17 protein-coding genes are annotated in these 19,036 nt (G+C 72.3%); 9 read left to right on the top strand and 8 right to left on the bottom strand.

Annotated elements, in window-relative coordinates:
• Window positions 1-29 precede the first annotated feature (29 nt).
• On the bottom strand, window positions 30-821 hold the full coding sequence (locus tag JE024_RS30280) for a metal-dependent hydrolase (RefSeq protein WP_205377152.1): 792 nt from the start codon (window positions 819-821) through the stop codon (window positions 30-32).
• A 124-nt stretch (window positions 822-945) separates the two neighbouring features.
• Here JE024_RS30280 and JE024_RS30275 point away from each other — a divergent pair, with 124 nt between their 5' ends.
• The 3 genes from JE024_RS30275 to JE024_RS30265 all read left to right on the top strand — a co-directional run bounded on the left by JE024_RS30275 (window position 946) and on the right by JE024_RS30265 (window position 4,932).
• Window positions 946-3,459, top strand: a complete 2,514-nt coding sequence (locus JE024_RS30275; RefSeq protein ID WP_205377151.1) for a DEAD/DEAH box helicase — start codon at window positions 946-948, stop codon at window positions 3,457-3,459.
• Window positions 3,460-3,513: 54 nt separating this feature from the next.
• Window positions 3,514-4,383, top strand: a complete 870-nt coding sequence (locus JE024_RS30270; RefSeq protein ID WP_205377150.1) for an acyl-CoA thioesterase — start codon at window positions 3,514-3,516, stop codon at window positions 4,381-4,383.
• A 63-nt stretch (window positions 4,384-4,446) separates the two neighbouring features.
• Window positions 4,447-4,932, top strand: a complete 486-nt coding sequence (locus JE024_RS30265) for a glutathione peroxidase (protein ID WP_205377149.1) — start codon at window positions 4,447-4,449, stop codon at window positions 4,930-4,932.
• A 66-nt stretch (window positions 4,933-4,998) separates the two neighbouring features.
• On the opposite strand, the gene JE024_RS30260 is transcribed toward JE024_RS30265, so the two are convergent.
• Window positions 4,999-6,225: an acyl-CoA dehydrogenase family protein gene (locus JE024_RS30260; protein ID WP_205377148.1), complete on the bottom strand. Its 1,227-nt coding sequence runs from the start codon at window positions 6,223-6,225 to the stop codon at window positions 4,999-5,001.
• Window positions 6,226-6,387: 162 nt separating this feature from the next.
• On the opposite strand from JE024_RS30260, the gene JE024_RS30255 reads away from it, so the two are divergent.
• On the top strand, window positions 6,388-7,026 hold the full coding sequence (locus JE024_RS30255; protein WP_205377147.1) for a TetR/AcrR family transcriptional regulator: 639 nt from the start codon (window positions 6,388-6,390) through the stop codon (window positions 7,024-7,026).
• A 47-nt stretch (window positions 7,027-7,073) separates the two neighbouring features.
• Here JE024_RS30255 and def read toward each other — a convergent pair whose 3' ends face one another.
• A complete protein-coding gene (gene def, locus JE024_RS30250; protein WP_205377146.1) occupies window positions 7,074-7,643 on the bottom strand; it encodes a peptide deformylase in 570 nt (189 codons plus the stop codon).
• 114 nt (window positions 7,644-7,757) lie between these two features.
• Here def and JE024_RS30245 point away from each other — a divergent pair, with 114 nt between their 5' ends.
• The 5 genes from JE024_RS30245 to JE024_RS30225 all read left to right on the top strand — a co-directional run bounded on the left by JE024_RS30245 (window position 7,758) and on the right by JE024_RS30225 (window position 12,378).
• Entirely contained in the window at window positions 7,758-8,993 is a 1,236-nt protein-coding gene (locus tag JE024_RS30245; protein WP_205377145.1) for a MurT ligase domain-containing protein, read from the top strand.
• Between the two features lie 29 nt (window positions 8,994-9,022).
• The gene (locus tag JE024_RS30240; RefSeq protein ID WP_147990953.1) at window positions 9,023-9,751 is read left to right on the top strand and encodes a type 1 glutamine amidotransferase; all 729 of its coding nucleotides are present in this window, start codon (window positions 9,023-9,025) and stop codon (window positions 9,749-9,751) included.
• Between the two features lie 278 nt (window positions 9,752-10,029).
• A complete protein-coding gene (locus JE024_RS30235; RefSeq protein WP_205377144.1) occupies window positions 10,030-11,055 on the top strand; it encodes a 6-phosphofructokinase in 1,026 nt (341 codons plus the stop codon).
• Between the two features lie 106 nt (window positions 11,056-11,161).
• The gene (locus JE024_RS30230) at window positions 11,162-12,115 is read left to right on the top strand and encodes a cytochrome c oxidase assembly protein (RefSeq protein WP_205377143.1); all 954 of its coding nucleotides are present in this window, start codon (window positions 11,162-11,164) and stop codon (window positions 12,113-12,115) included.
• 104 nt (window positions 12,116-12,219) lie between these two features.
• Complete coding sequence (locus tag JE024_RS30225) at window positions 12,220-12,378, top strand: hypothetical protein (RefSeq protein WP_205377142.1); 159 nt, start codon at window positions 12,220-12,222, stop codon at window positions 12,376-12,378.
• An 89-nt stretch (window positions 12,379-12,467) separates the two neighbouring features.
• On the opposite strand, the gene JE024_RS30220 is transcribed toward JE024_RS30225, so the two are convergent.
• The 5 genes from JE024_RS30220 to JE024_RS30200 all read right to left on the bottom strand — a co-directional run bounded on the left by JE024_RS30220 (window position 12,468) and on the right by JE024_RS30200 (window position 18,877).
• The gene (locus tag JE024_RS30220) at window positions 12,468-12,896 is read right to left on the bottom strand and encodes an SSI family serine proteinase inhibitor (RefSeq protein WP_205377141.1); all 429 of its coding nucleotides are present in this window, start codon (window positions 12,894-12,896) and stop codon (window positions 12,468-12,470) included.
• Between the two features lie 182 nt (window positions 12,897-13,078).
• On the bottom strand, window positions 13,079-14,056 hold the full coding sequence (locus tag JE024_RS30215) for an oligopeptide/dipeptide ABC transporter ATP-binding protein (protein ID WP_205377140.1): 978 nt from the start codon (window positions 14,054-14,056) through the stop codon (window positions 13,079-13,081).
• The gene (locus JE024_RS30210; RefSeq protein WP_205377139.1) at window positions 14,053-16,143 is read right to left on the bottom strand and encodes a dipeptide/oligopeptide/nickel ABC transporter permease/ATP-binding protein; all 2,091 of its coding nucleotides are present in this window, start codon (window positions 16,141-16,143) and stop codon (window positions 14,053-14,055) included. Before JE024_RS30210 ends, JE024_RS30215 begins: the two co-directional genes overlap by 4 nt.
• A gap of 1 nt (window position 16,144) precedes the next feature.
• Window positions 16,145-17,095: an ABC transporter permease gene (locus JE024_RS30205; protein ID WP_205377138.1), complete on the bottom strand. Its 951-nt coding sequence runs from the start codon at window positions 17,093-17,095 to the stop codon at window positions 16,145-16,147.
• 186 nt (window positions 17,096-17,281) lie between these two features.
• On the bottom strand, window positions 17,282-18,877 hold the full coding sequence (locus JE024_RS30200) for an ABC transporter substrate-binding protein (RefSeq protein ID WP_205377137.1): 1,596 nt from the start codon (window positions 18,875-18,877) through the stop codon (window positions 17,282-17,284).
• Window positions 18,878-19,036: the final 159 nt, after the last annotated feature.

Here is a 19,036-nt window from a genome sequence, read left to right as displayed (position 1 = left end):
ACATGTCGCCGGGGCCGTGGCCTGCCGCGTCAGATGACGCCCAGCGCCGCGGCCCCGCCGACACCGCCGAGGAGCATGAACAGGGGCATGAGCACCTTCAGCTCCACCCAGCTCCCCGCGCGGAACCGGATCGCCTTCGGGGGGCCCACCGGGTACCAGCGCTTGCGGCCGATCGGGATGGGCCACAGGATCGGGCAGCCGGAGACGGTGAGGGCGTCGCCGATGTCGTGGACGAGGGCGCCGAGCACGATGGGCAGGCCCAGCCACAGGTACTCCTGGCCGGGTGCGTCGAACAGCCAGTTCGCGCCGTTGCCGGGCTGGTCGAGGACGCCGGCGAGGATCCAGGCGCTGGTCGCCCCCAGCAGCCAGACCAGCACGTCGCTGGAGACCCGGGCGGCGCGCCACAGCAGACCTTCGACGGCCAGCACCATGTGCACGAAGAGGAGACCGAGGACGGCCCACCGCCCGCCGAGGACGGCGACCGCGGAGGCGCCGCCGCCGATGAGGACGGCCCAGAGCCAGGTGTGGGTGAGGGTGCGGTGACCGCCGGTGCGCCGCGCGTCCCCGGGCTTCCTCGTCGCCTTGTAGACGGCGTAGGACAGCTTGTCGACGATCTCGCACAGCGCCCGGGATATCGGGCCGAAGGCCCGGGAGATGGTGGCGGCCTTGTGGTCGAGGTCGGGCGCCAGCGCGGCGCCCGCGCAGATCAGCGCGCCGACGACGAGCACCGGCCACGGCATCGGATGGCCGGCGGCGGCCGTCGCGGCGCCCACCCCCAGCCAGGCTGCCGCCCCGGAGAGTGAGTGCGCCGGTCCCATCATCGTCTGTGTCCCCGCCCCGTGATCCGTTGTGCCGCCCATGAGTTGACAGGTCAGCGTACCGTTCGTGATCTTCGGGTTGCCGGGCGGTTCCCTCATCCGGGGAGAAGGCAGGCAAGATGGGGGCGTGACCCTCATCGATCAGCTTCCGCCCGACGCCGACCCAGACGCCCTCTTCGAGTCCTTCTCCTCATGGGCCGAGGGTCAGGGCATCACGCTCTACCCGGCTCAGGAGGAGGCCCTGATCGAGGTCGTGTCGGGGGCGAACGTCATCCTGTCGACGCCCACCGGCTCCGGCAAGAGCCTGGTCGCGGCGGGCGCGCACTTCGCGGCGCTGGCCCGGGACGAGGTCACGTTCTACACCGCGCCGATCAAGGCGCTGGTCTCCGAGAAGTTCTTCGACCTGTGCAAGCTCTTCGGCACGGAGAACGTCGGCATGCTGACGGGCGACGCGTCGGTGAACGCGGACGCCCCGGTGATCTGCTGCACCGCCGAGGTGCTGGCGTCGATCGCACTGCGGGACGGCAGGGACGCCGACGTCGGCCAGGTCGTGATGGACGAGTTCCACTTCTACGCGGAGCCCGACCGCGGCTGGGCCTGGCAGATCCCGCTGCTGGAGCTGCCGCAGGCGCAGTTCGTGCTGATGTCGGCGACGCTCGGCGACGTGTCGATGTTCGAGGAGGACCTGACCCGCCGGACGGGCCGCCAGACGGCGGTGGTCCGCTCGGCGACCCGCCCGGTGCCGCTGTCGTACGAGTACGTCACGACGCCGATCACCGAGACGCTGACGGAGCTGCTGGAGACGAAGCAGGCGCCCGTCTACATCGTGCACTTCACCCAGGCCCAGGCGGTCGAGCGGGCGCAGTCGCTGATGAGCATCAACATGTGCACGCGCGAGGAGAAGGACCGGATCGCCGATCTGATCGGCAACTTCCGCTTCACCACCGCGTTCGGCCGCAACCTCTCCCGCTATGTGCGGCACGGCATCGGCGTGCACCACGCCGGGATGCTGCCGAAGTACCGGCGACTGGTGGAGAAGCTGGCGCAGGCGGGGCTGCTGAAGGTCATCTGCGGCACCGACACCCTGGGCGTCGGTGTGAACGTCCCCATCAGGACGGTGCTGTTCACCGCGCTGACCAAGTACGACGGCAGCCGGGTGCGGGTGCTGCGGTCGCGGGAGTTCCACCAGATCGCGGGCCGGGCCGGCCGGGCCGGGTTCGACACGGCGGGCTTCGTCGTGGCGCAGGCGCCCGAGCACGTCATCGAGAACGAGAAGGCGCTGGCGAAGGCGGGCGACGACCCGAAGAAGAAGCGGAAGGTGGTCCGCAAGAAGGCGCCTGAGGGCTTCGTCGCCTGGTCGCAGAACTCCTTCGAGAAGCTGATCGCCTCCGATCCCGAGCCGCTGACCTCGCGCTTCAAGGTCACCCACGCGATGCTGCTGTCGGTGATCGCCCGGCCGGGCAACGCCTTCGACGCCATGCGCCGGCTGCTGGAGGACAACCACGAGCCGCGCAGGCAGCAGCTCCGGCACATCCGGCGGGCCATCGCGATCTACCGCTCGCTGCTGGACGGCGGGATCGTGGAGCGGCTGGACACCCCGGACGCCCAGGGCCGGATCGTGCGGCTGACGGTCGACTTCCAGCAGGACTTCGCGCTGAACCAGGCGCTGTCCACGTTCGCCCTGGCCGCCTTCGACCTGCTGGACCCGGAGTCCCCCTCGTACGCGCTGGACATGGTCTCGGTGGTCGAGTCGACGCTGGACGATCCCCGTCAGATCCTCGCCGCCCAGCAGAACAAGGCGCGCGGCGAGGCGGTCGGCGCGATGAAGGCGGACGGGGTCGAGTACGAGGAGCGGATGGAGCGGCTCCAGGAGATCTCGTACCCGAAGCCGCTGGAGGAGCTGCTGTGGCACGCCTACAACCTCTACCGGACGTCGCATCCCTGGGTGGGCGACCACCCGGTGTCGCCGAAGTCGGTCATCCGTGACATGTACGAACGGGCCCTGTCGTTCACGGAGTTCACCTCGTTCTACGAGCTGGCCCGCACCGAGGGCATCGTGCTGCGCTATCTGGCGGGCGCGTACAAGGCGCTGGACCACACCATCCCGGACGACCTGAAGTCGGACGACCTCCAGGACCTGATCGCCTGGCTGGGCGAGATGGTCCGCCAGGTCGACTCCAGCCTGCTGGACGAGTGGGAGCAGCTCGCCAACCCGGAGGTGGAGACGGCGGAGCAGGCCCAGGAGAAGGCCGACCAGGTCAAGCCGGTCACGGCCAACGCGCGCGCGTTCCGGGTACTGGTGCGCAACGCGATGTTCCGCCGGGTGGAGCTGGCGGCGCTCGACAAGGTCGGGGCGCTGGGCGAGCTGGACGCCGCGACCGGCTGGGACGCGGACGCGTGGGGCGAGGCCATGGACGCCTACTGGGACGAGCACGACGACCTCGGCACCGGGCCGGACGCGCGCGGCCCGAAGCTGATCTCCATCGAGGAGGACCAGGCGCACGGCCTGTGGCGGGTGCGGCAGACGTTCGCCGACCCGGCCGGCGACCACGACTGGGGCATCAGCGCGGAGGTCGACCTCGCCGCGTCCGACGAGGAGGGCCGGGCGGTCGTGCGGGTCACCTCGGTGGGCCAGCTCTGAGCGGACGCCCGCCCGTGTCCCGTCCACCCGCCCTTCCGCAGTGAGAGGACTGCCATGACGAACCCGGCCGAACGGCTGGTGGATCTGCTCGACCTGGAGCGGATCGAGGTGAACATCTTCCGGGGGCACAGCCCCGACGAGTCGCTCCAGCGCGTCTTCGGCGGGCAGGTCGCGGGCCAGGCGCTGGTCGCCGCCGGGCGGACCACGGACGGCGGTCGCCCGGTGCACTCGCTGCACGCGTACTTCCTGCGGCCGGGGATCCCCGGGGTGCCGATCGTCTACCAGGTCGAGCGGGTGCGCGACGGCCGGTCGTTCACCACCCGGCGGGTCACCGCCGTGCAGGCGGGCCGGACGATCTTCAACCTGACGGCGTCGTTCCACCTCCCGGAACCGGAGAGCATCGAGCACCAGCTCCCGCCGCGGCTGGACTTCCCGGGGCCCGACGAGCTGCCGCCGGTGGCACAGGAGATCAAGGAGCACCTGGGGGCGCTGCCCGAGTCGCTGGACCGGATGGCGCGGCGGATGGCGTTCGACATCCGCTACGTCGACCGGCTGCGGTGGACCCGCGAGGAGGTCGAGGACGCGGAGCCGCGCAGCGCGGTGTGGATGCGGGCGGTGGCCCCGCTGGGCGACGACCCGCTGGTGCACACCTGCGCGCTGACCTACGCCAGCGACATGACCCTGCTGGACGCGGTGCGCATCCCGGTGGAGCCGCTGTGGGGTCCGCGCGGCTTCGACATGGCGTCGCTGGACCACGCGATGTGGTTCCACCGGCCGTTCCGCGCCGACGAGTGGTTCCTGTACGACCAGGAGTCGCCGATCGCCACCGGCGGCCGGGGCCTGGCCCGGGGCCGGATCTACGACCGCGAGGGCAGGCTGCTGGTCTCGGTCGTCCAGGAGGGCCTGTTCCGCCGGCTGCCCTGACGGCCGCCCGCGGCGCCGCCGCACGTCCGTTCACACCCCGACACGATTCCCAAGGAGTTCTCCATGTCCCTCTTCGACATCCCGCTGCGCACCCTGGACGGCACCGCGACGACGCTGGCCGAGCACCGGGGCAAGGCGGTCCTGGTGGTCAACGTGGCGTCCCGCTGCGGTCTGACGCCGCAGTACGAGGGGCTGGAGCGGCTCCAGAAGACGTACGGCGACAAGGGCCTCACCGTGGTCGGCGTGCCGTGCAACCAGTTCATGGGCCAGGAGCCCGGCACCTCGGAGGAGATCGCGGAGTTCTGCTCGGCAACCTACGGGGTGACGTTCCCGCTGCTGGAGAAGACCGAGGTGAACGGGGCGGACCGGCACCCGCTGTACGCGGAGCTGACGCGGACGGCGGACGGCGGCGGCGAGGCCGGTGACGTGCAGTGGAACTTCGAGAAGTTCCTGATCTCCCCGCAGGGCGAGGTGACCCGCTTCCGTCCGCGCACGGAGCCGGAGGCGCCGGAGGTCGTGGCGGCCGTCGAGGCGCTGCTGGCCGCCTGAGCGCGCGTACGCACCGGGCGCCGGTCCCCCCTCGGGGACCGGCGCCCGGTGCGTGCGGTGGGCGGGTCAGCGGATGGGCATGCCCGCCAGGGTGCGGGCGATGACCAGGCGCTGGATCTCGCTCGTCCCCTCGAAGATCGTGTAGATGGCCGCGTCGCGGTGCATGCGCTCGACGGGGTACTCCCGGGTGTAGCCGTTGCCGCCGAGGATCTGGATGGCCTGCGCGGTGACCTTCTTGGCCGTCTCGCTGGCGAACAGCTTGGACATGGAGCCCTCGGCCGAGGTGAACGGCTTGCCGGCGGTGGCCATCCAGGAGGCGCGCCAGACCAGCAGCCGGGCCGCGTCGATCTGGGTGCGCATGTCGGCGAGCTGGAAGGCGACGCCCTGGTTGTCGATGATCGGGCGGCCGAACTGCTCACGGGTCTTCGCGTACTCCAGGGCCTCCTCGTAGGCGGCGCGGGCCGTGCCGACGGCCATGGCGCCGACGGCCGGGCGGGACGCCTCGAAGGTGGCCATGGCCGCGTTCTTGACCCGCTCGCCGCCCGTCCTGGCGCGCTCGCGCGCCCGCGCCAGGCGCTCGTCGAGCTTCTCCTTGCCGCCGAGCAGGCAGTGGCCGGGCACCCGGACGTTCTCCAGGACGACCTCGGCGGTGTGCGAGGCGCGGATGCCGTGCTTCTTGAACTTCTGGCCCTGGGACAGTCCGGGGGTGGCGGGCGGCACGATGAAGGAGGCGTGCCCCTTGGAGCCGAGCTCCGGGTCGACGGAGGCGACGACGACGTGGACATTGGCGATGCCGCCGTTGGTGGCCCAGGTCTTGGTGCCGTTGATCACCCACTCGTCCTTGGCCTCGTCGTAGACGGCGCGGGTGCGCATGGCCGAGACGTCACTGCCCGCGTCGGGCTCGGACGAGCAGAAGGCGGCGACCTTGACGTCGTCGGCGTCGCCGTACATCTGCGGGATCCAGGTGCCGACCTGCTCGTCGGTGCCGTTGGCGATGACGCCGACGGCCGCGAGGCCGGTGCCGACGATCGACAGGGCGATGCCGGCGTCGCCCCAGAACAGCTCCTCCATCGTCATCGGGATGCCGAGGCCGGTGGGGTCGAAGAACTGCTGGGCGTAGAAGTCGAGGGAGTAGATGCCGAGCTTCGCCGCCTCCTGGATCACCGGCCAGGGCGTCTCCTCGCGCTCGTCCCACTCGGCGGCGGCCGGGCGCATGACGTCCTTCGCGAAGCCGTTCAGCCACTCACGGACCTGCTTCTGGTCCTCGTTCAGATCGAGCGTGAACTCGGCCATGTCCCCTCCAGCACTATGGCGCCGACCAGCGCGTTACTTGCGGTAACGAGAGTCTGTTACCGATGAGTAGCACCTGTCAACCGAGACGGCCGGACGACAGGTCGCGGCAGGTTGGGTGTTACCTTGCGCGTCACGCATTCGCAAGGGCGGGGAGACACGGACATGGAGACCACGCAGCAGCAGCGGTCGGCGGACGACCGGCGCCGGGAGCTGCTCGAAGCGGCCGACCGGGTCGTGCTCCGCGACGGTCCCCAGGCGTCCATGAACGCGATCGCCGCCGAGGCCGGCATCACCAAGCCCATCCTCTACCGTCACTTCGGCGACAAGGGCGGACTGTACCGCGCCCTCGCCAAGCGCCACACCGACGCGCTGCTGCGGGCGCTGCAGGTGGCCGTCGACGCCCCGGCCGACCGGCGCGAGCGGGTCGCCGGCACGCTGGACACCTACCTCGCGGCGATCGAGGCGCGCCCGCAGGTGTACCGCTTCCTGATGCACCCGGCCGAGGGCGCCCCGAACGCCTCGGAACAGGGCTTCGACGTCGGGCTGCACTCGGCGCCCCTGCTGCGGCGCCTCGGCGACGAGCTGGGCAAGGTCGTCGCCGACCGCGTCGACCTCGGCCCCGCCGGCGACATGGTGGCCCGGATGTGGGGCCACGGGATCGTCGGCATGATGCACGCGGCCGGTGACTGGTGGCTCGGCGAACGCCCCTGCACACGGGCGGAGCTGGTGGAGAGCCTGACCGACCTGCTGTGCGGCCGCCTGTTCGACGCGCCCGACCGGCAGGGCGGCCCGGGCTTCTGACCCGGCCCGCCCCCGCCCGCCGCGGCCCGCCCGGCGCACGGGCGCCCTCAGCCCTCCCGCAGCAGGGCCGTCCGCTCCGGGGTGGCCCAGGAGGACTTGCCCGCCGCCCGGGCCAGCCGGGAGCGGCGGCGCGGGGAGAGGCGGTCCGCGTAGACGAGGCCGTCCAGATGGTCGCACTCGTGCTGGAGGCAGCGCGCGAAGAAGCCGGTGCCCTCGATCCTGACCGGGCTGCCGTCGGTGCGGACGCCCTCCACGACCGCGCGGTCGAACCGCTCGGTGGGCGCCTCCAGCCCGGGCAGCGAGAGGCAGCCCTCGGGGCCGCGCACGGTGAATCCGTCGGCCTCGACCAGGCGCGGGTTCACCACGTGCCCGAGATGGCGGACGTCCTCGTCGTCCGGGCAGTCGTAGACGAAGACCCGCAGCCCCACCCCGACCTGGTTCGCCGCGAGGCCGACCCCCTGGGCCGCGTACATCGTGGCGAACATGTCCTCGACAAGGCGCGCGAGGCCGGCGCCGAAGTCGGTGACGGGCTCGCAGGGGGCGTGCAGCACGGGATCGGCGAGCAGGCTCATGGGCCTGACCAGTCCGGAACTGCCGGGGATCGGCCGGTTTCGCATGGCGCCAGCCTACGTTCCGGGTGACCTCCGCCTTTTGGGACGGTGCCGCGGTACGGCGGCCGGAGAAGACATCGATAGGCTGAGTGCGGACCGATGCAAGGAGGATCAAGGACGATGTCAGGCAACTCGGAGCTGACGCCGCGAGCCAAGCTGGCCGTGTCGGCGGGCAAGGCCGCGGCCGCGGTGTCGCGTGCCGCCGGACGCGGCAGCGGATCGGTGATCGGCGGCCGGGTGGCGCTGAAGCTCGACCCCGACCTGCTGGGGCGGCTCGCGCAGCACCTGGACGTGGTCCTCGTGTCGGCCACCAACGGCAAGACCACCACCACCCGGCTGATCGCCGAGGCGCTGCGCGCGGCCGGCCCGGTCGTCTCCAACGCCCTCGGCGCCAACATGCCCGCGGGCATCACCTCGGCGCTGGCCGGCGGCTCGGACGCCCGGTTCGGTGTGATCGAGGTGGACGAGAAGTACCTCGCCGGAGTCGCGCGCGACGTGACGCCGAAGGCCATCGCGCTGCTCAACCTCTCCCGCGACCAGCTCGACCGCGCGGCCGAGACCCGGATGCTGGCCGAGAAGTGGCGCGAGGGGCTCGCCGGCTCGAAGGCGACCGTCATCGCCAACGCCGACGACCCGCTGGTCGTGTGGGCCGCCTCCTCGTCGCCCAACGTCGTGTGGGTGGCCGCCGGACAGGAGTGGAAGGACGACGCCTGGTCCTGCCCGTCGTGCGGCGGTGTGATGCAGCGCCCCGGGGACGACTGGTTCTGCGGCGAGTGCGGCTTCCGCCGCCCCGCGCCGAGCTGGGTGCTCAGCGGGGACCACGTCCTCGACCCGCACGGCAGCGCCTGGCCGATCCACCTGCAGCTCCCCGGCCGCGCCAACCGGGCCAACGCCGCCACCTCGGCCGCCGTCGCCGCCTGCTTCGGGGTGCCGCCGCAGGTCGCGCTGGAGCGGATGTACCAGGTGCAGGCCGTGGCCGGCCGGTACGACGTGGTCTCGTTCCTCGGCCGGGACGTCCGGCTGCTGCTGGCGAAGAACCCGGCCGGCTGGCTGGAGACCTTCTCCCTGATCGACCCGCCGCCGACGCCGGTCATCCTCTCCGTCAACGCCCGCGGCGCGGACGGCACCGACACCTCGTGGCTGTGGGACGTGGACTACACCCGGCTCGCCGGCCACCCGATCTACGTGATCGGCGACCGCAGGCTCGACCTGGCGGTGCGCCTGGAGGTCGCGGGCCTCGACTTCCGTGTGTGCGAGAGCGTCGACGAGGCCGTGCAGTCGGCGCCGGGCGGCCGGATCGAGCTCATCGCCAACTACACCGCCTTCCAGGACGTGCGCCGCCGGGTCGGCAACTGAGCAGCGGACGGACGAAAAGGACCATGAGAATGAGTGACAGCAGCCTCCGTCTGGTGTGGGTCTACCCGGACCTGCTCAGCACCTACGGCGACCAGGGCAACGCCCTCGTCGTGGAGCGCCGCGCGCGGCAGCGCGGCCTCGACGTGATGCGGATCGACGTGCGCAGCGACCAGCCGGTGCCCACCTCCGGGGACATCTACCTGATCGGCGGCGGCGAGGACCGCCCGCAGCGCCTCGCGGCCGAGCGGCTGCGCCGCGACGGCGGCCTGAGCCGGGCGGCGTCGAACGGCGCGATCATCTTCTCGGTGTGCGCCGGGTACCAGATCCTCGGCCACGAGTTCATCAACGACCTCGGCGAGCGCGAGCCGGGCCTCGGGCTGATCGACGTGATCTCCACCCGCGGCGAGGGCGAGCGCTGCGTGGGCGACGTGCTCGCGGACATCGACCCGCAGTTCGGCCTGCCGCAGCTCACCGGCTTCGAGAACCACCAGGGCATCACCCACCTCGGCCCGACCGCCCGCCCGTTCGCGCGGACGGTCATCGGGCGGGGCAACGGCACCGGCGACGGCACCGAAGGCGCCTACAACGACACGGTGTTCGGGACGTACATGCACGGTCCCGTGATGGCCCGCAACCCGCAGATCGCGGACCTGCTGCTGAAGCTGGCCCTCGATGTGAACGCCCTGCCGCCCACCGACGACCGCTGGTACGAGGCGCTGCGCGCCGAGCGGATCGCCTCGGCGACGCAGCCGGCCTGACACCCGCCAAAGCCGTCCCGCGGCGCCGCTCACGGGCGGCGCCGGGGCGGCCGGGGAGGCCCTCCGGGACCCTCGCGGGGGCCCAGACGAGAGCCCCTCTCGCTCACCCGAGCACCCATTCAGACGGCCCCTCGCTCACCTGAGCGAGGGGCCGTTCGGGCCGGTCCCACCTGGCGGACGCCGGTTTAGGAACGGGCCCCGCGCGCCGGTAGGGTGACAGGGATCCAACCGGACGACGTGGTCCGGGAGTCGGCCCACGTAGTAAAGGTTTCCGGGCTATGCGCATTGGTGTGCTCACCTCCGGCGGCGACTGCCCCGGTCTGAACGCCGTCATCCGTTCCGTCGTGCACCGTGCCGTCGTCGACCACGGCGACGAGGTCATCGGGTTCCACGACGGCTGGAAGGGCCTCCTGGAGTGCGACTACCGCAAGCTCGACCTCGACGCGGTGGCCGGCATCCTCGCCCGCGGCGGCACGATACTCGGCTCCTCGCGGGTGCAGCCCGCGCACCTGGTCGGCGGTGTCGAGCGGGCCAGGGGCCATGTGGCCGACCTCGGCCTCGACGCGATCATCCCCATCGGCGGTGAGGGCACCCTCAAGGCCGCGACGCTGCTGTCCGAGGCGGGCCTGCCCATCGTGGGCGTGCCGAAGACGATCGACAACGACATCGCGTCGACCGACGTCACCTTCGGCTTCGACACCGCCGTCGGTGTGGCCACCGAGGCGCTGGACCGCCTCAAGACCACGGCCGAGTCGCACCAGCGCGTGCTGATCGTCGAGGTCATGGGCCGCCACACCGGCTGGATCGCGCTGCACTCGGGCATGGCGGCGGGCGCCCACGCCATCGTCGTGCCGGAGCGCCCGTTCGACATAGAGGAACTGACCGCCATGGTCGGCGAGCGCTTCTCGAAGGGGAAGAAGTTCGCCATCGTGGTCGTCGCCGAGGGCGCCAAGCCCCGCGAGGGCTCGATGCAGTGGGACGAGGGCGCCAAGGACATCTACGGCCACGAGCGCTTCGCCGGTGTGGCCCGTCAGCTCTCCATCGAGCTGGAGCACCGGCTCGGCAAGGAGGCCCGCCCGGTCATCCTCGGCCATGTGCAGCGCGGCGGTACCCCGACCGCGTACGACCGGGTGCTGGCGACCCGCTTCGGGTGGCACGCCGTGGAGGCCGTGCACCGGGGCGAGTTCGGGATGCTCACCGCCCTGCGCGGCACCGACATCACCATGGTGCCGCTGGCCGAGGCGACGCAGACGCTGAAGACCGTGCCCGCCGACCGCTACGCCGAGGCGGAGTGCGTGCTCTGACCCGTGCCGTCCGACGATGTGCCCCCGGCCGCGAGCGCGGCCGGGGGCACATCTAGTCTGGTCCGGACAACAGGCACGAATCGGGACGCCCTCGGGGAGTACGCAGATGGACCACAGCGGGCACGGCATGACCATGGATCTGCCGCCGTTCACGCTGGGACGGGGGCTGGCCTTCTCGCCCGACCCCTTCTTCCTCGTCGGCTGCCTGCTGGCCCTCGGCCTGTACGCCTGGGGTGTCGTCCGGCTCCGCCGGCGCGGCGACGCCTGGCCCGTGAGCCGGACGGTGCTGTTCACCGCGGGTGTGCTGAGCGTGGCGCTGGTGATGTGCACCAAGCTGAACGACTACGGCATGGTCATGTTCAGCGTGCACATGGTCCAGCACATGGTGATCAGCATGCTCTCGCCGATCGTGCTGCTGCTCGGTGCGCCGATCACCCTGGCGCTGCGCGCGCTGCCGGTCGCCGGCCGGGGCCGCACGGGGCCGCGCGAACTGCTGCTGATGCTGCTGCACAGCCGCTACATGCGGGTGATCACGCATCCGGTGTTCACCATCCCGCTGTTCATCGCGAGCCTGTACGGGCTGTACTTCACGCCGCTGTTCGACTTCCTGATGGGCTCGAAGCCGGGCCACATCGCGATGATGCTGCACTTCCTCGCCGTGGGGCTGGTGTTCTTCTGGCCGATCATGGGCGTGGACCCGGGGCCGCACCGGCCCGGCTACGTGATGCGGATGCTGGAGCTGTTCGCGGGCATGCCGTTCCACGCGTTCTTCGGCATCGCGCTGATGATGGCCACCGAGCCGATGGTCAAGGCGTACGAGAACCCGCCCGCGTCACTCGGCATCGACGCCCTCTCCGACCAGAACGCGGCCGGCGGCATCGCCTGGGCGTTCAGCGAGATCCCGTCGGTGCTGGTGCTCATCGCGCTCGTCTTCCAGTGGTACCGCTCCGAGCAGCGCGTCGCCAGGCGTCACGACCGGGCCGCGGACCGCGACGGGGACAAGGAGCTGGAGGCGTACAACGCCTATCTCGCCTCGCTCCAGGCGCGCAGCGGCCGCTGACGCCTGCGGCCCGGGAGGCGCCGGTGACGCCCGGGGAGTAGCGCCGGGGCCGTCCGGGGGGCGACCATGGCCTTGACGGTCCCCGCCGTCGGAGGAGGGCGCAGATGTCCGGTTCGACGAAGACGATGGGCGTGCTGACCGTCGGGGCCCTGGTGCTCGTGACGGCGTACACCGCGGCACTCGGCAGCAACGGCTGGCTGTGGTTCGGCTGGGTCGTGATCGGTCTGACGACGATCGGCGTGGTGTCCTCGCGCCGCACCTGAGCGCCGTCGGCCGCGGCGGTCCCGGGCACTCGCAGCACGCCCCGGGTGCGTCCCGCCCCGGTCGGGGCCGGACGCACCGCGGCGGCGGGTCAGAAGCGGAACAGCGCGCCGGTGGCCGTCGACAGCTCGCAGGCGTTGGCGAAGGTCTTGTGCCAGGCGGTCGGTCTGCCGCGCCATGCGCCGGTGGCACTCACCGTGACGGGGTCGTACTGCTTGGTGCACGGGTGCGGGTCGCCGGAGAGCAGGTCGAGGTCGCCGCGGGCCTCGTCGAGCGCCGCGCAGGCGCCGGCCGCGTCCGGGTGGGGGCCGCTCGGCTCGGGGCTGCAGTGCAGCAGGACCCCCCGGATCCAGGAGTTCTCCGCTCCGGACACCGTCAGGAACAGCCCCCGGGGCGGGGCCGGCTTCTCGGCCGCCGGGGCGGCGGCCACCGTGTCCGGCGCGGGCGATGCCGCGGCCGCCGGGACGGCCGCGGCGACGGCGAGGAGTGCCACTGCGGCGAGGGCTGCGGTGCGGTGCATCCGGTGCTCCTGGCGGGGAAGCCGGCTCACGGCCGGGGCGGGGGCGGATCTGATCCGTGGGCGGGGCCCGGCGGACAAGGAACCGCCACCGCCCGGCGCGGCGCAACGCGCCGCGCCGGGTCGTGGTGCGGACGGGTGCGCCGGATTGGCCCGTACGGCCGCCCGGCCCCCTCCCCGGCGGCTCAGACCCCTGCGGCCGCCCGCCGGGCCGGCTGCGGGTGGACGCAGTGCCAGCGGTGCTCCCCCTCCCCCGCCGTCGCCGCGGGGAAGGCCACCTCGCAGGCGTCGTCGGCCTTCCAGCAGCGGGTGCGGAACGGGCACCCGGCGGGCGGGTTGGTCGCCGAGGGGACGGGACCGTGCAGCACGATGCGCTCCGAGGCGTGGAGCAGGCTCGGCGTCGCCGACAGCAGCGCCTCGGTGTACGGGTGCCGGGGCGCGCCCGCCACCCGGGCCGCCGGGCCCTCCTCCACGATGCGCCCCAGGTAGAGGACCGCGAGGCGGTCGGCGAGATGGCGCACGGTCTGGATGTCGTGCGAGATGAAGACCATGCCGAGGCCGAGCCGCTCCCTGAGGTCGACCAGCAGGTTGAGCACCTGGGCGCGGACGGACACGTCCAGTGCGCTGGTGGGCTCGTCGGCGACGATCAGCTCCGGTTCGAGCGCGAGGGCGCGGGCGATGGCCACCCGCTGGCGCTGGCCGCCGGAGAGGCCGCCCGGCAGGGCGCCGAGGGTGTGGTCGGGCAGCCCGACGAGGTCGAGCAGTTCCTCGACCCGCTCCTCGCGCTCGCGGCGGGTGCCCCGCCCGTGCACGTCGAGCGGGTCGCGCAGGATCCGGCGCACGGTGAGGCGGGGGTTGAGCGCGGTGGACGGGTCCTGGAAGACCACGCCGACCGAGGAGCCGAAGTCGCGGCGGCGTTCGGCGCCCGGCATGTCCCAGAGGTCGCGGCCGCGGAAGCGGACGCTGCCCTCGGTGGGCCGCTGGAGCCCGGTGAGCACCCGGGCGAGGGTGGACTTGCCGCAGCCCGACTCGCCGACCAGGCCGACGATCTCGCCCTTGCGGACCTCCAGGGAGGCGTCGGTGAGGGCGTGCACGCGGTCGCGGGCGAACAGGCCGCCGCTGCGGGCCTTGTGCCGGACGTGGACGTTGTCGAGCCTGATCACAGGGCGCTCCTTTCCATCAGGGCCGCCTGCGCCGGGTGGTGGCAGGCGAAGCCGTGGTCGTCCGCCGTGCCGTCCTGCCCGGTGAGCACGGGGGCGGTCCGGCGGCACAGCGCGGTGGCGGCGGCGCAGCGGGAGGCGAACCGGCAGCCGTCGCCGAAGTTCCGGGGTGCCGGGACGACGCCGCGGATCTGGTGCAGCCGCCGCGCGCCGGCCTCCAGCGAGACCACGGAGCCCAGCAGGCCGCGGCTGTAGTGGTGGGCGGGCGCGGTGAGGACGGATCGGGTGCCGCCGATCTCGGCGACCTGCCCGGCGTACATGACCGTCACCCGGTGGGCCAGGTCTCCGACGAGTGCCAGGTCGTGGGAGACGAGGACCATGGCGAAGCCGAGCTCGTCGCGCAGTCGCACCAGCAGTTCCACGACCTGGGCCTGGACGGTGACGTCGAGGGCGGTGGTCGGCTCGTCGGCGATCAGCAGGCGCGGGCTGCGGGACAGGGCCATGGCGATGAGGACGCGCTGGCGCTGGCCGCCCGAGAGCTCGTGCGGGTAGCTGCGCAGGGTGCGTTCGGGCGAGAGCCCCACGAGTTCCAGCAGTTCCGTGGGCGTCCGGGTACCGCCCCGGGAGGTGAGCTGGCGGAGCTGGGTGCCGATGAGGACGGAGGGGTTCAGCGAGGACATGGCGTCCTGGTAGACCATGGCGATCTCGGGGCCCATCAGCGCCCGGCGCTCGCGCTCCGGCAGGTCGAGCAGGTTCCTGCCGCGGTACAGGATCTCGCCGCTCACCTCCGCGTTGCGGGCGAGCAGGCCCATCACGGCGAGGCTGGTGATCGACTTGCCGCAGCCCGACTCGCCGACCAGGCCCAGGGTTTCGCCCTCGTGGACGGTGAAGGAGATGCCGTCGACGACGCGGACGTCGCCGTAGCGGTCGGGGAAGCGGATGGCGAGGTCGCGGACGACGAGGAGTTCGGCGGCGTCGGGGGCGAGGGGGCGGACCGGCGGCTCGGTGGCGTGGATGCGTTCGGCCAGGACGGCGAGCGCGGCGTCGATGCCGTCCGGATCGGCGCTCGCGCCGGAGGCGGCGGTCTTCCCGGCGCCCGCATCAGCGCTCGATTCGGCGGACCCGGCGGAACCGGCGGACCCGGCCGCCTCCTGGGCGCCGGACCCGGCGGGGGCCGGGACGACGGCCGCGGCGGGGGCGGCGGCGAGGGCGCCGGCGCCGGGCGCCGCCGCGGGGCCGCGGTCGGGCGCGGCGGAGGCGTCGGTCATGCCCTCGGAGAGGATGTTGAGCGCCAGCACGGTGACGAGCAGGCACAGGCCCGGGAAGAACGTGGCCCACCAGCCGCCGGCCAGCAGGATCTGGCGGCCGTAGGCGAGCACACTGCCCCAGCTCGGGTCGGGGTCCTGCACTCCCGCTCCGATGAAGGAGAGGCTGGCCTCGAAGATGATCGCGTCGGCGACCATGACCGTGGCGAACACCATCACCGGCGCCGCGCAGTTGACGGCGACGTGGCGGACCACGATGTACGCGCGGCGTGCGCCCACGACCTTCTCGGCGGCGACGTAGTCCTCGCCGTACTGCGCGAGGACGTTGGCGCGGACGACACGGGCGAGGGAGGGCGTGTAGACGAACGCGATGGTGAAGATGATGACCGGGACGCTGGTGCCGAACACGGCGACCAGGACGGCGGCGAGGGCGATCGGCGGGAACGACATCACGATGTCGAGCGTCCGCATGACCGACTCGTCGGCCCACTTGCGCGAGGTGGCGGCGATCGAGCCGAGCACCGCGCCCACGAGGAGGGCCAGGCCGGTCGCGCCCAGGCCGATGACCAGCGAGTAGCGCGCGCCGTGGACGACGCGGGCGAACACGTCGCGGCCCGCCCGGTCGGTGCCGAACCAGTGCTCGGCGCCCGGCGCCTGGACGGGCGTGCCGCTGGCGAGCGGGTTCTGGGTGAGCAGCGGGGCGAACACGGCGCCGAGGGCGACGGCCACCAGGATCACGAGGGCGACCCTGGAGGTGAGGGGCAGCTTCCGGAAGCCGGTTCCGGGACGGGAGAGCGTGGTGGCGAGTCGGCCGGGGGTGAACATCTCACACCGTCCTGATGCGCGGGTTGACCAGCAGGTAGAGCAGGTCGACGATGACGTTGACGACGAGGAACGCGATGGCGATGAAGAGCACCGTGCCCTGGACCAGGGCGACGTCTCCGCCGGTGACGCCTTCGAGGATCAGCTTGCCCATGCCGGGCAGGTCGAAGATGGCCTCGATGACGACGGCGCCGCTGAGCATGTAGCCGACCTTGATGCCGAGCACCGTCAGCGGGGTGACCAGGGCGTTGCGGAGCACCGACCGGATCACCAGCGAGGGCGGCAGGCCGTTGCCGCGCGCCGTGCGGACGTAGTCGCGGTCGAGCTCGGCGACCATCGACGTGCGCACCAGACGGGCGAGGGAGGCGGCCACCGGGATGGCGAGCGAGACCGCCGGCAGGGTCATCGTCCGCAGGAAACCGCCCGGGGACTCCGCCGGGTTGATGTAGCCGCCGGTCGGGAAGAGCGGGGTGTTCAGCGCGAACTGCTGGATGAGCAGCACCCCGAGCCAGAAGGACGGGATCGCCACACCGGCCATGGACAGCACGCGGAACACCTGGTCCGGCCAGCGGTCGCGGTACACGGCGCCGGTGACGCCGAGGGCCACGGCGAGGACGACGGCGAGGGCCAGGCCCATCAGGGTGAGCTGGAGCGTCAGGGGGAAGGCGGCGGCGATGCGGTCGGCGACGGGCTGGCTGGGCGGCACGGTGACGCCGAGGTCGCCGCGCAGGAGCTGGCCGATGAAGTCGACGTAGCGCAGGGGCAGCGGGTCGTCGAGCCCGTGCTCCGCGGCGAAGGCGGCGCGCGCCTCGGGGGTCGCGCTGTCTCCGAGCGCGTTGTAGGCCGGATCCACCGGCGAGAACTGGAGCACCACGAAGACCAGCAACGCGATGCCGAGGATCATCACCGGCATCATCGCGATACGGCGCAGCGCGAGCCGGAGGAAAGCAACCATCGTCAGGTTCCTAGGAGTCGAGGGGGCCCGGCCGGCCCCCGCGCGGGGAAGCGCACGCCCGTGCGGGCGGGACGGGACGGGCCGGGCCCGGTGGCCCGCCTCGTCGGGAGCGGGCCGGTCCGGGGGCGGACGCGGTCGTGCGGGACCGGTGGGGGCGCGGTCCGGGCTCGGCCGGACCGCGCCCGGTCAGGCGCGGCCGACGTCGACGAAGGACAGGCCGGTGGTCGGCAGGGGCCTGAAGCCCGTCAGCGCCGAACCGTCCCACGCCGTGGGCAGCTTGCGGTGGAGGATCGGGTAGAGGGGGACCTCGTCGGCGAGCAGGTCGCCGACCTGCGCCCAGATCTCCTTGCGGCCGGCCTCGTCGGCGGTGCCCGCGGCCTTGTCGAGCAGCGACTTGACCTGCTTGTACCCGTCGGAGCCGCTCCAGGCGTAGCGCTTCTCGGCCCAGAAGCCGTAGTAGAACCAGCGCATCAGCAGGTCGGCGTCGTTGCCGAAGACGGACGGGTCGCCGGGGGCGACGAGGACCTCGAAGTCGCCGGCGTCCACCTTGGCGTACTGGGCGGGTGACTGGGCGATGTTCAGCTTGGCGTCGATGCCCGCGGCCGCCCAGCTCTCCTGGAGCAGCGGGGCGATGTCCTTGACCCAGCCGGTGTCCGTGGTGAGGACGGTGAACGAGAGCTTGCCGACGCCTGCCTCGGCGAGCAGTTCCCTGGCCTTGGCCACGTCGTGGGTGTAGGCCGTGGCGGCCCGGTGGTAGTCCGGGTGGGTGCGGGGGAAGTACCCGGTGGCGGCCTCGGCGTTGCCCACCAGCGCGGTACCGATGATCTTCTCGGTGTCGAGCGCGTAGTGCAGGGCCTGGCGGACGCGCTTGTCGGCGAAGCGCTTGTCCTTGCAGTTGAACATCAGGAAGAGCAGTCCGAAGGACTGGACGGACTCGACCTTCTTGTTCCCGGTGAAGCCCTTGATGTCGATGTAGGGCACGTCCTCGATGGCCTGGACGCGGCCGGACTGCATGGCGCTGACGCGGGCGGAGGGGTCGGACATCAGGCGCCAGACCATCTTCTTCGCCTTGGCGGGGCGGGGTCCGTTGTAGGCGTCGAAGGCCTCGAAGACGATCTTGTCCTCGCGGGTGGCCTCGACGAAGCGCCAGGGGCCGGAGCCGACGGGCTTGGCGTCGAAGGCCTTCGCGTCGGCGCCGGCGATCTTCTTCGGGACGACGCGGACGACGGATATGCGCGAGGGGAAGAGCGCGAAGGGGTAGGTGAGCTTGAACTCGACGGTGCTCGCGTCGACCGCGGTGACCTTGTCGACGAACGGCACGAACTGGGCCATCAGCGAGGCGTTCTCCGGGTCGAGGATGCGCTCGAAGCTGAAGACGACGTCCTCGGCGGTGACCGGGGAGCCGTCGTGGAAGGTGGCGCCCTTGCGCAGGGTGGCGCGGTAGGTGGTGGCGTTGATCTTCTGCGGCATCGCGGTGGCCAGCGCGGGACGGGCGACCAGGGTGGCCGGGTCGAGGTCGACGAGGCCCTCGAAGATGTGCATGTTGGCGGCGTAGGGGGTGGCGCCCGAGGTGATCATCGGGTCGAAGCCCGTGGAGAGGGCGTAGGAGAGCCCCGCTTCGATGGTGCCGGACGAGCCGCCCGGGGTGGCGCCGCCGCCACCGGTCGAGGCCGGTCCGCCGCAGGCCGACAGGCCGGCGGTGATCGCCGTCGCCACACCGATGGCACCGGTGTATCGCAGAAAGGTGCGGCGCTCGACGCCGGCTGGTCTCCGGTCGGACACGGGTCCTCCAGGCTGGGTGGTGAGTATCGGGAGAGGCTGGTGAAGGATCGGGCCGGTCGGCGTCCGCGCCCGGCGGCCACATCCGGCCGCATCATCAGACGTCAGATGTCCGATGCCTTGATAGCGTTGGAACGTAGCTTGACAAGCGAGAGGGGTCAA

It is taken from the genome of Streptomyces zhihengii, assembly GCF_016919245.1.
GTDB lineage: Bacteria > Actinomycetota > Actinomycetes > Streptomycetales > Streptomycetaceae > Streptomyces > Streptomyces zhihengii.
The sequence above is the reverse complement of the archived record's forward strand: the minus strand, read 5'-3'. Positions and strand labels throughout refer to the sequence as shown.

Coding starts and splice junctions, on each gene's coding strand:
- JE024_RS30280 (WP_205377152.1), bottom strand. CDS start 821: ATGATGGGACCGGCGCACTCACTCTCCGGGGCGGCAGCCTGGCTGGGG.
- JE024_RS30270 (WP_205377150.1), top strand. CDS start 3,514: ATGACGAACCCGGCCGAACGGCTGGTGGATCTGCTCGACCTGGAGCGG.
- JE024_RS30265 (WP_205377149.1), top strand. CDS start 4,447: ATGTCCCTCTTCGACATCCCGCTGCGCACCCTGGACGGCACCGCGACG.
- JE024_RS30260 (WP_205377148.1), bottom strand. CDS start 6,225: ATGGCCGAGTTCACGCTCGATCTGAACGAGGACCAGAAGCAGGTCCGT.
- JE024_RS30255 (WP_205377147.1), top strand. CDS start 6,388: ATGGAGACCACGCAGCAGCAGCGGTCGGCGGACGACCGGCGCCGGGAG.
- def (WP_205377146.1), bottom strand. CDS start 7,643: ATGCGAAACCGGCCGATCCCCGGCAGTTCCGGACTGGTCAGGCCCATG.
- JE024_RS30245 (WP_205377145.1), top strand. CDS start 7,758: ATGTCAGGCAACTCGGAGCTGACGCCGCGAGCCAAGCTGGCCGTGTCG.
- JE024_RS30240 (WP_147990953.1), top strand. CDS start 9,023: ATGAGTGACAGCAGCCTCCGTCTGGTGTGGGTCTACCCGGACCTGCTC.
- JE024_RS30235 (WP_205377144.1), top strand. CDS start 10,030: ATGCGCATTGGTGTGCTCACCTCCGGCGGCGACTGCCCCGGTCTGAAC.
- JE024_RS30230 (WP_205377143.1), top strand. CDS start 11,162: ATGGACCACAGCGGGCACGGCATGACCATGGATCTGCCGCCGTTCACG.
- JE024_RS30225 (WP_205377142.1), top strand. CDS start 12,220: ATGTCCGGTTCGACGAAGACGATGGGCGTGCTGACCGTCGGGGCCCTG.
- JE024_RS30220 (WP_205377141.1), bottom strand. CDS start 12,896: ATGCACCGCACCGCAGCCCTCGCCGCAGTGGCACTCCTCGCCGTCGCC.
- JE024_RS30210 (WP_205377139.1), bottom strand. CDS start 16,143: ATGTTCACCCCCGGCCGACTCGCCACCACGCTCTCCCGTCCCGGAACC.
- JE024_RS30205 (WP_205377138.1), bottom strand. CDS start 17,095: ATGGTTGCTTTCCTCCGGCTCGCGCTGCGCCGTATCGCGATGATGCCG.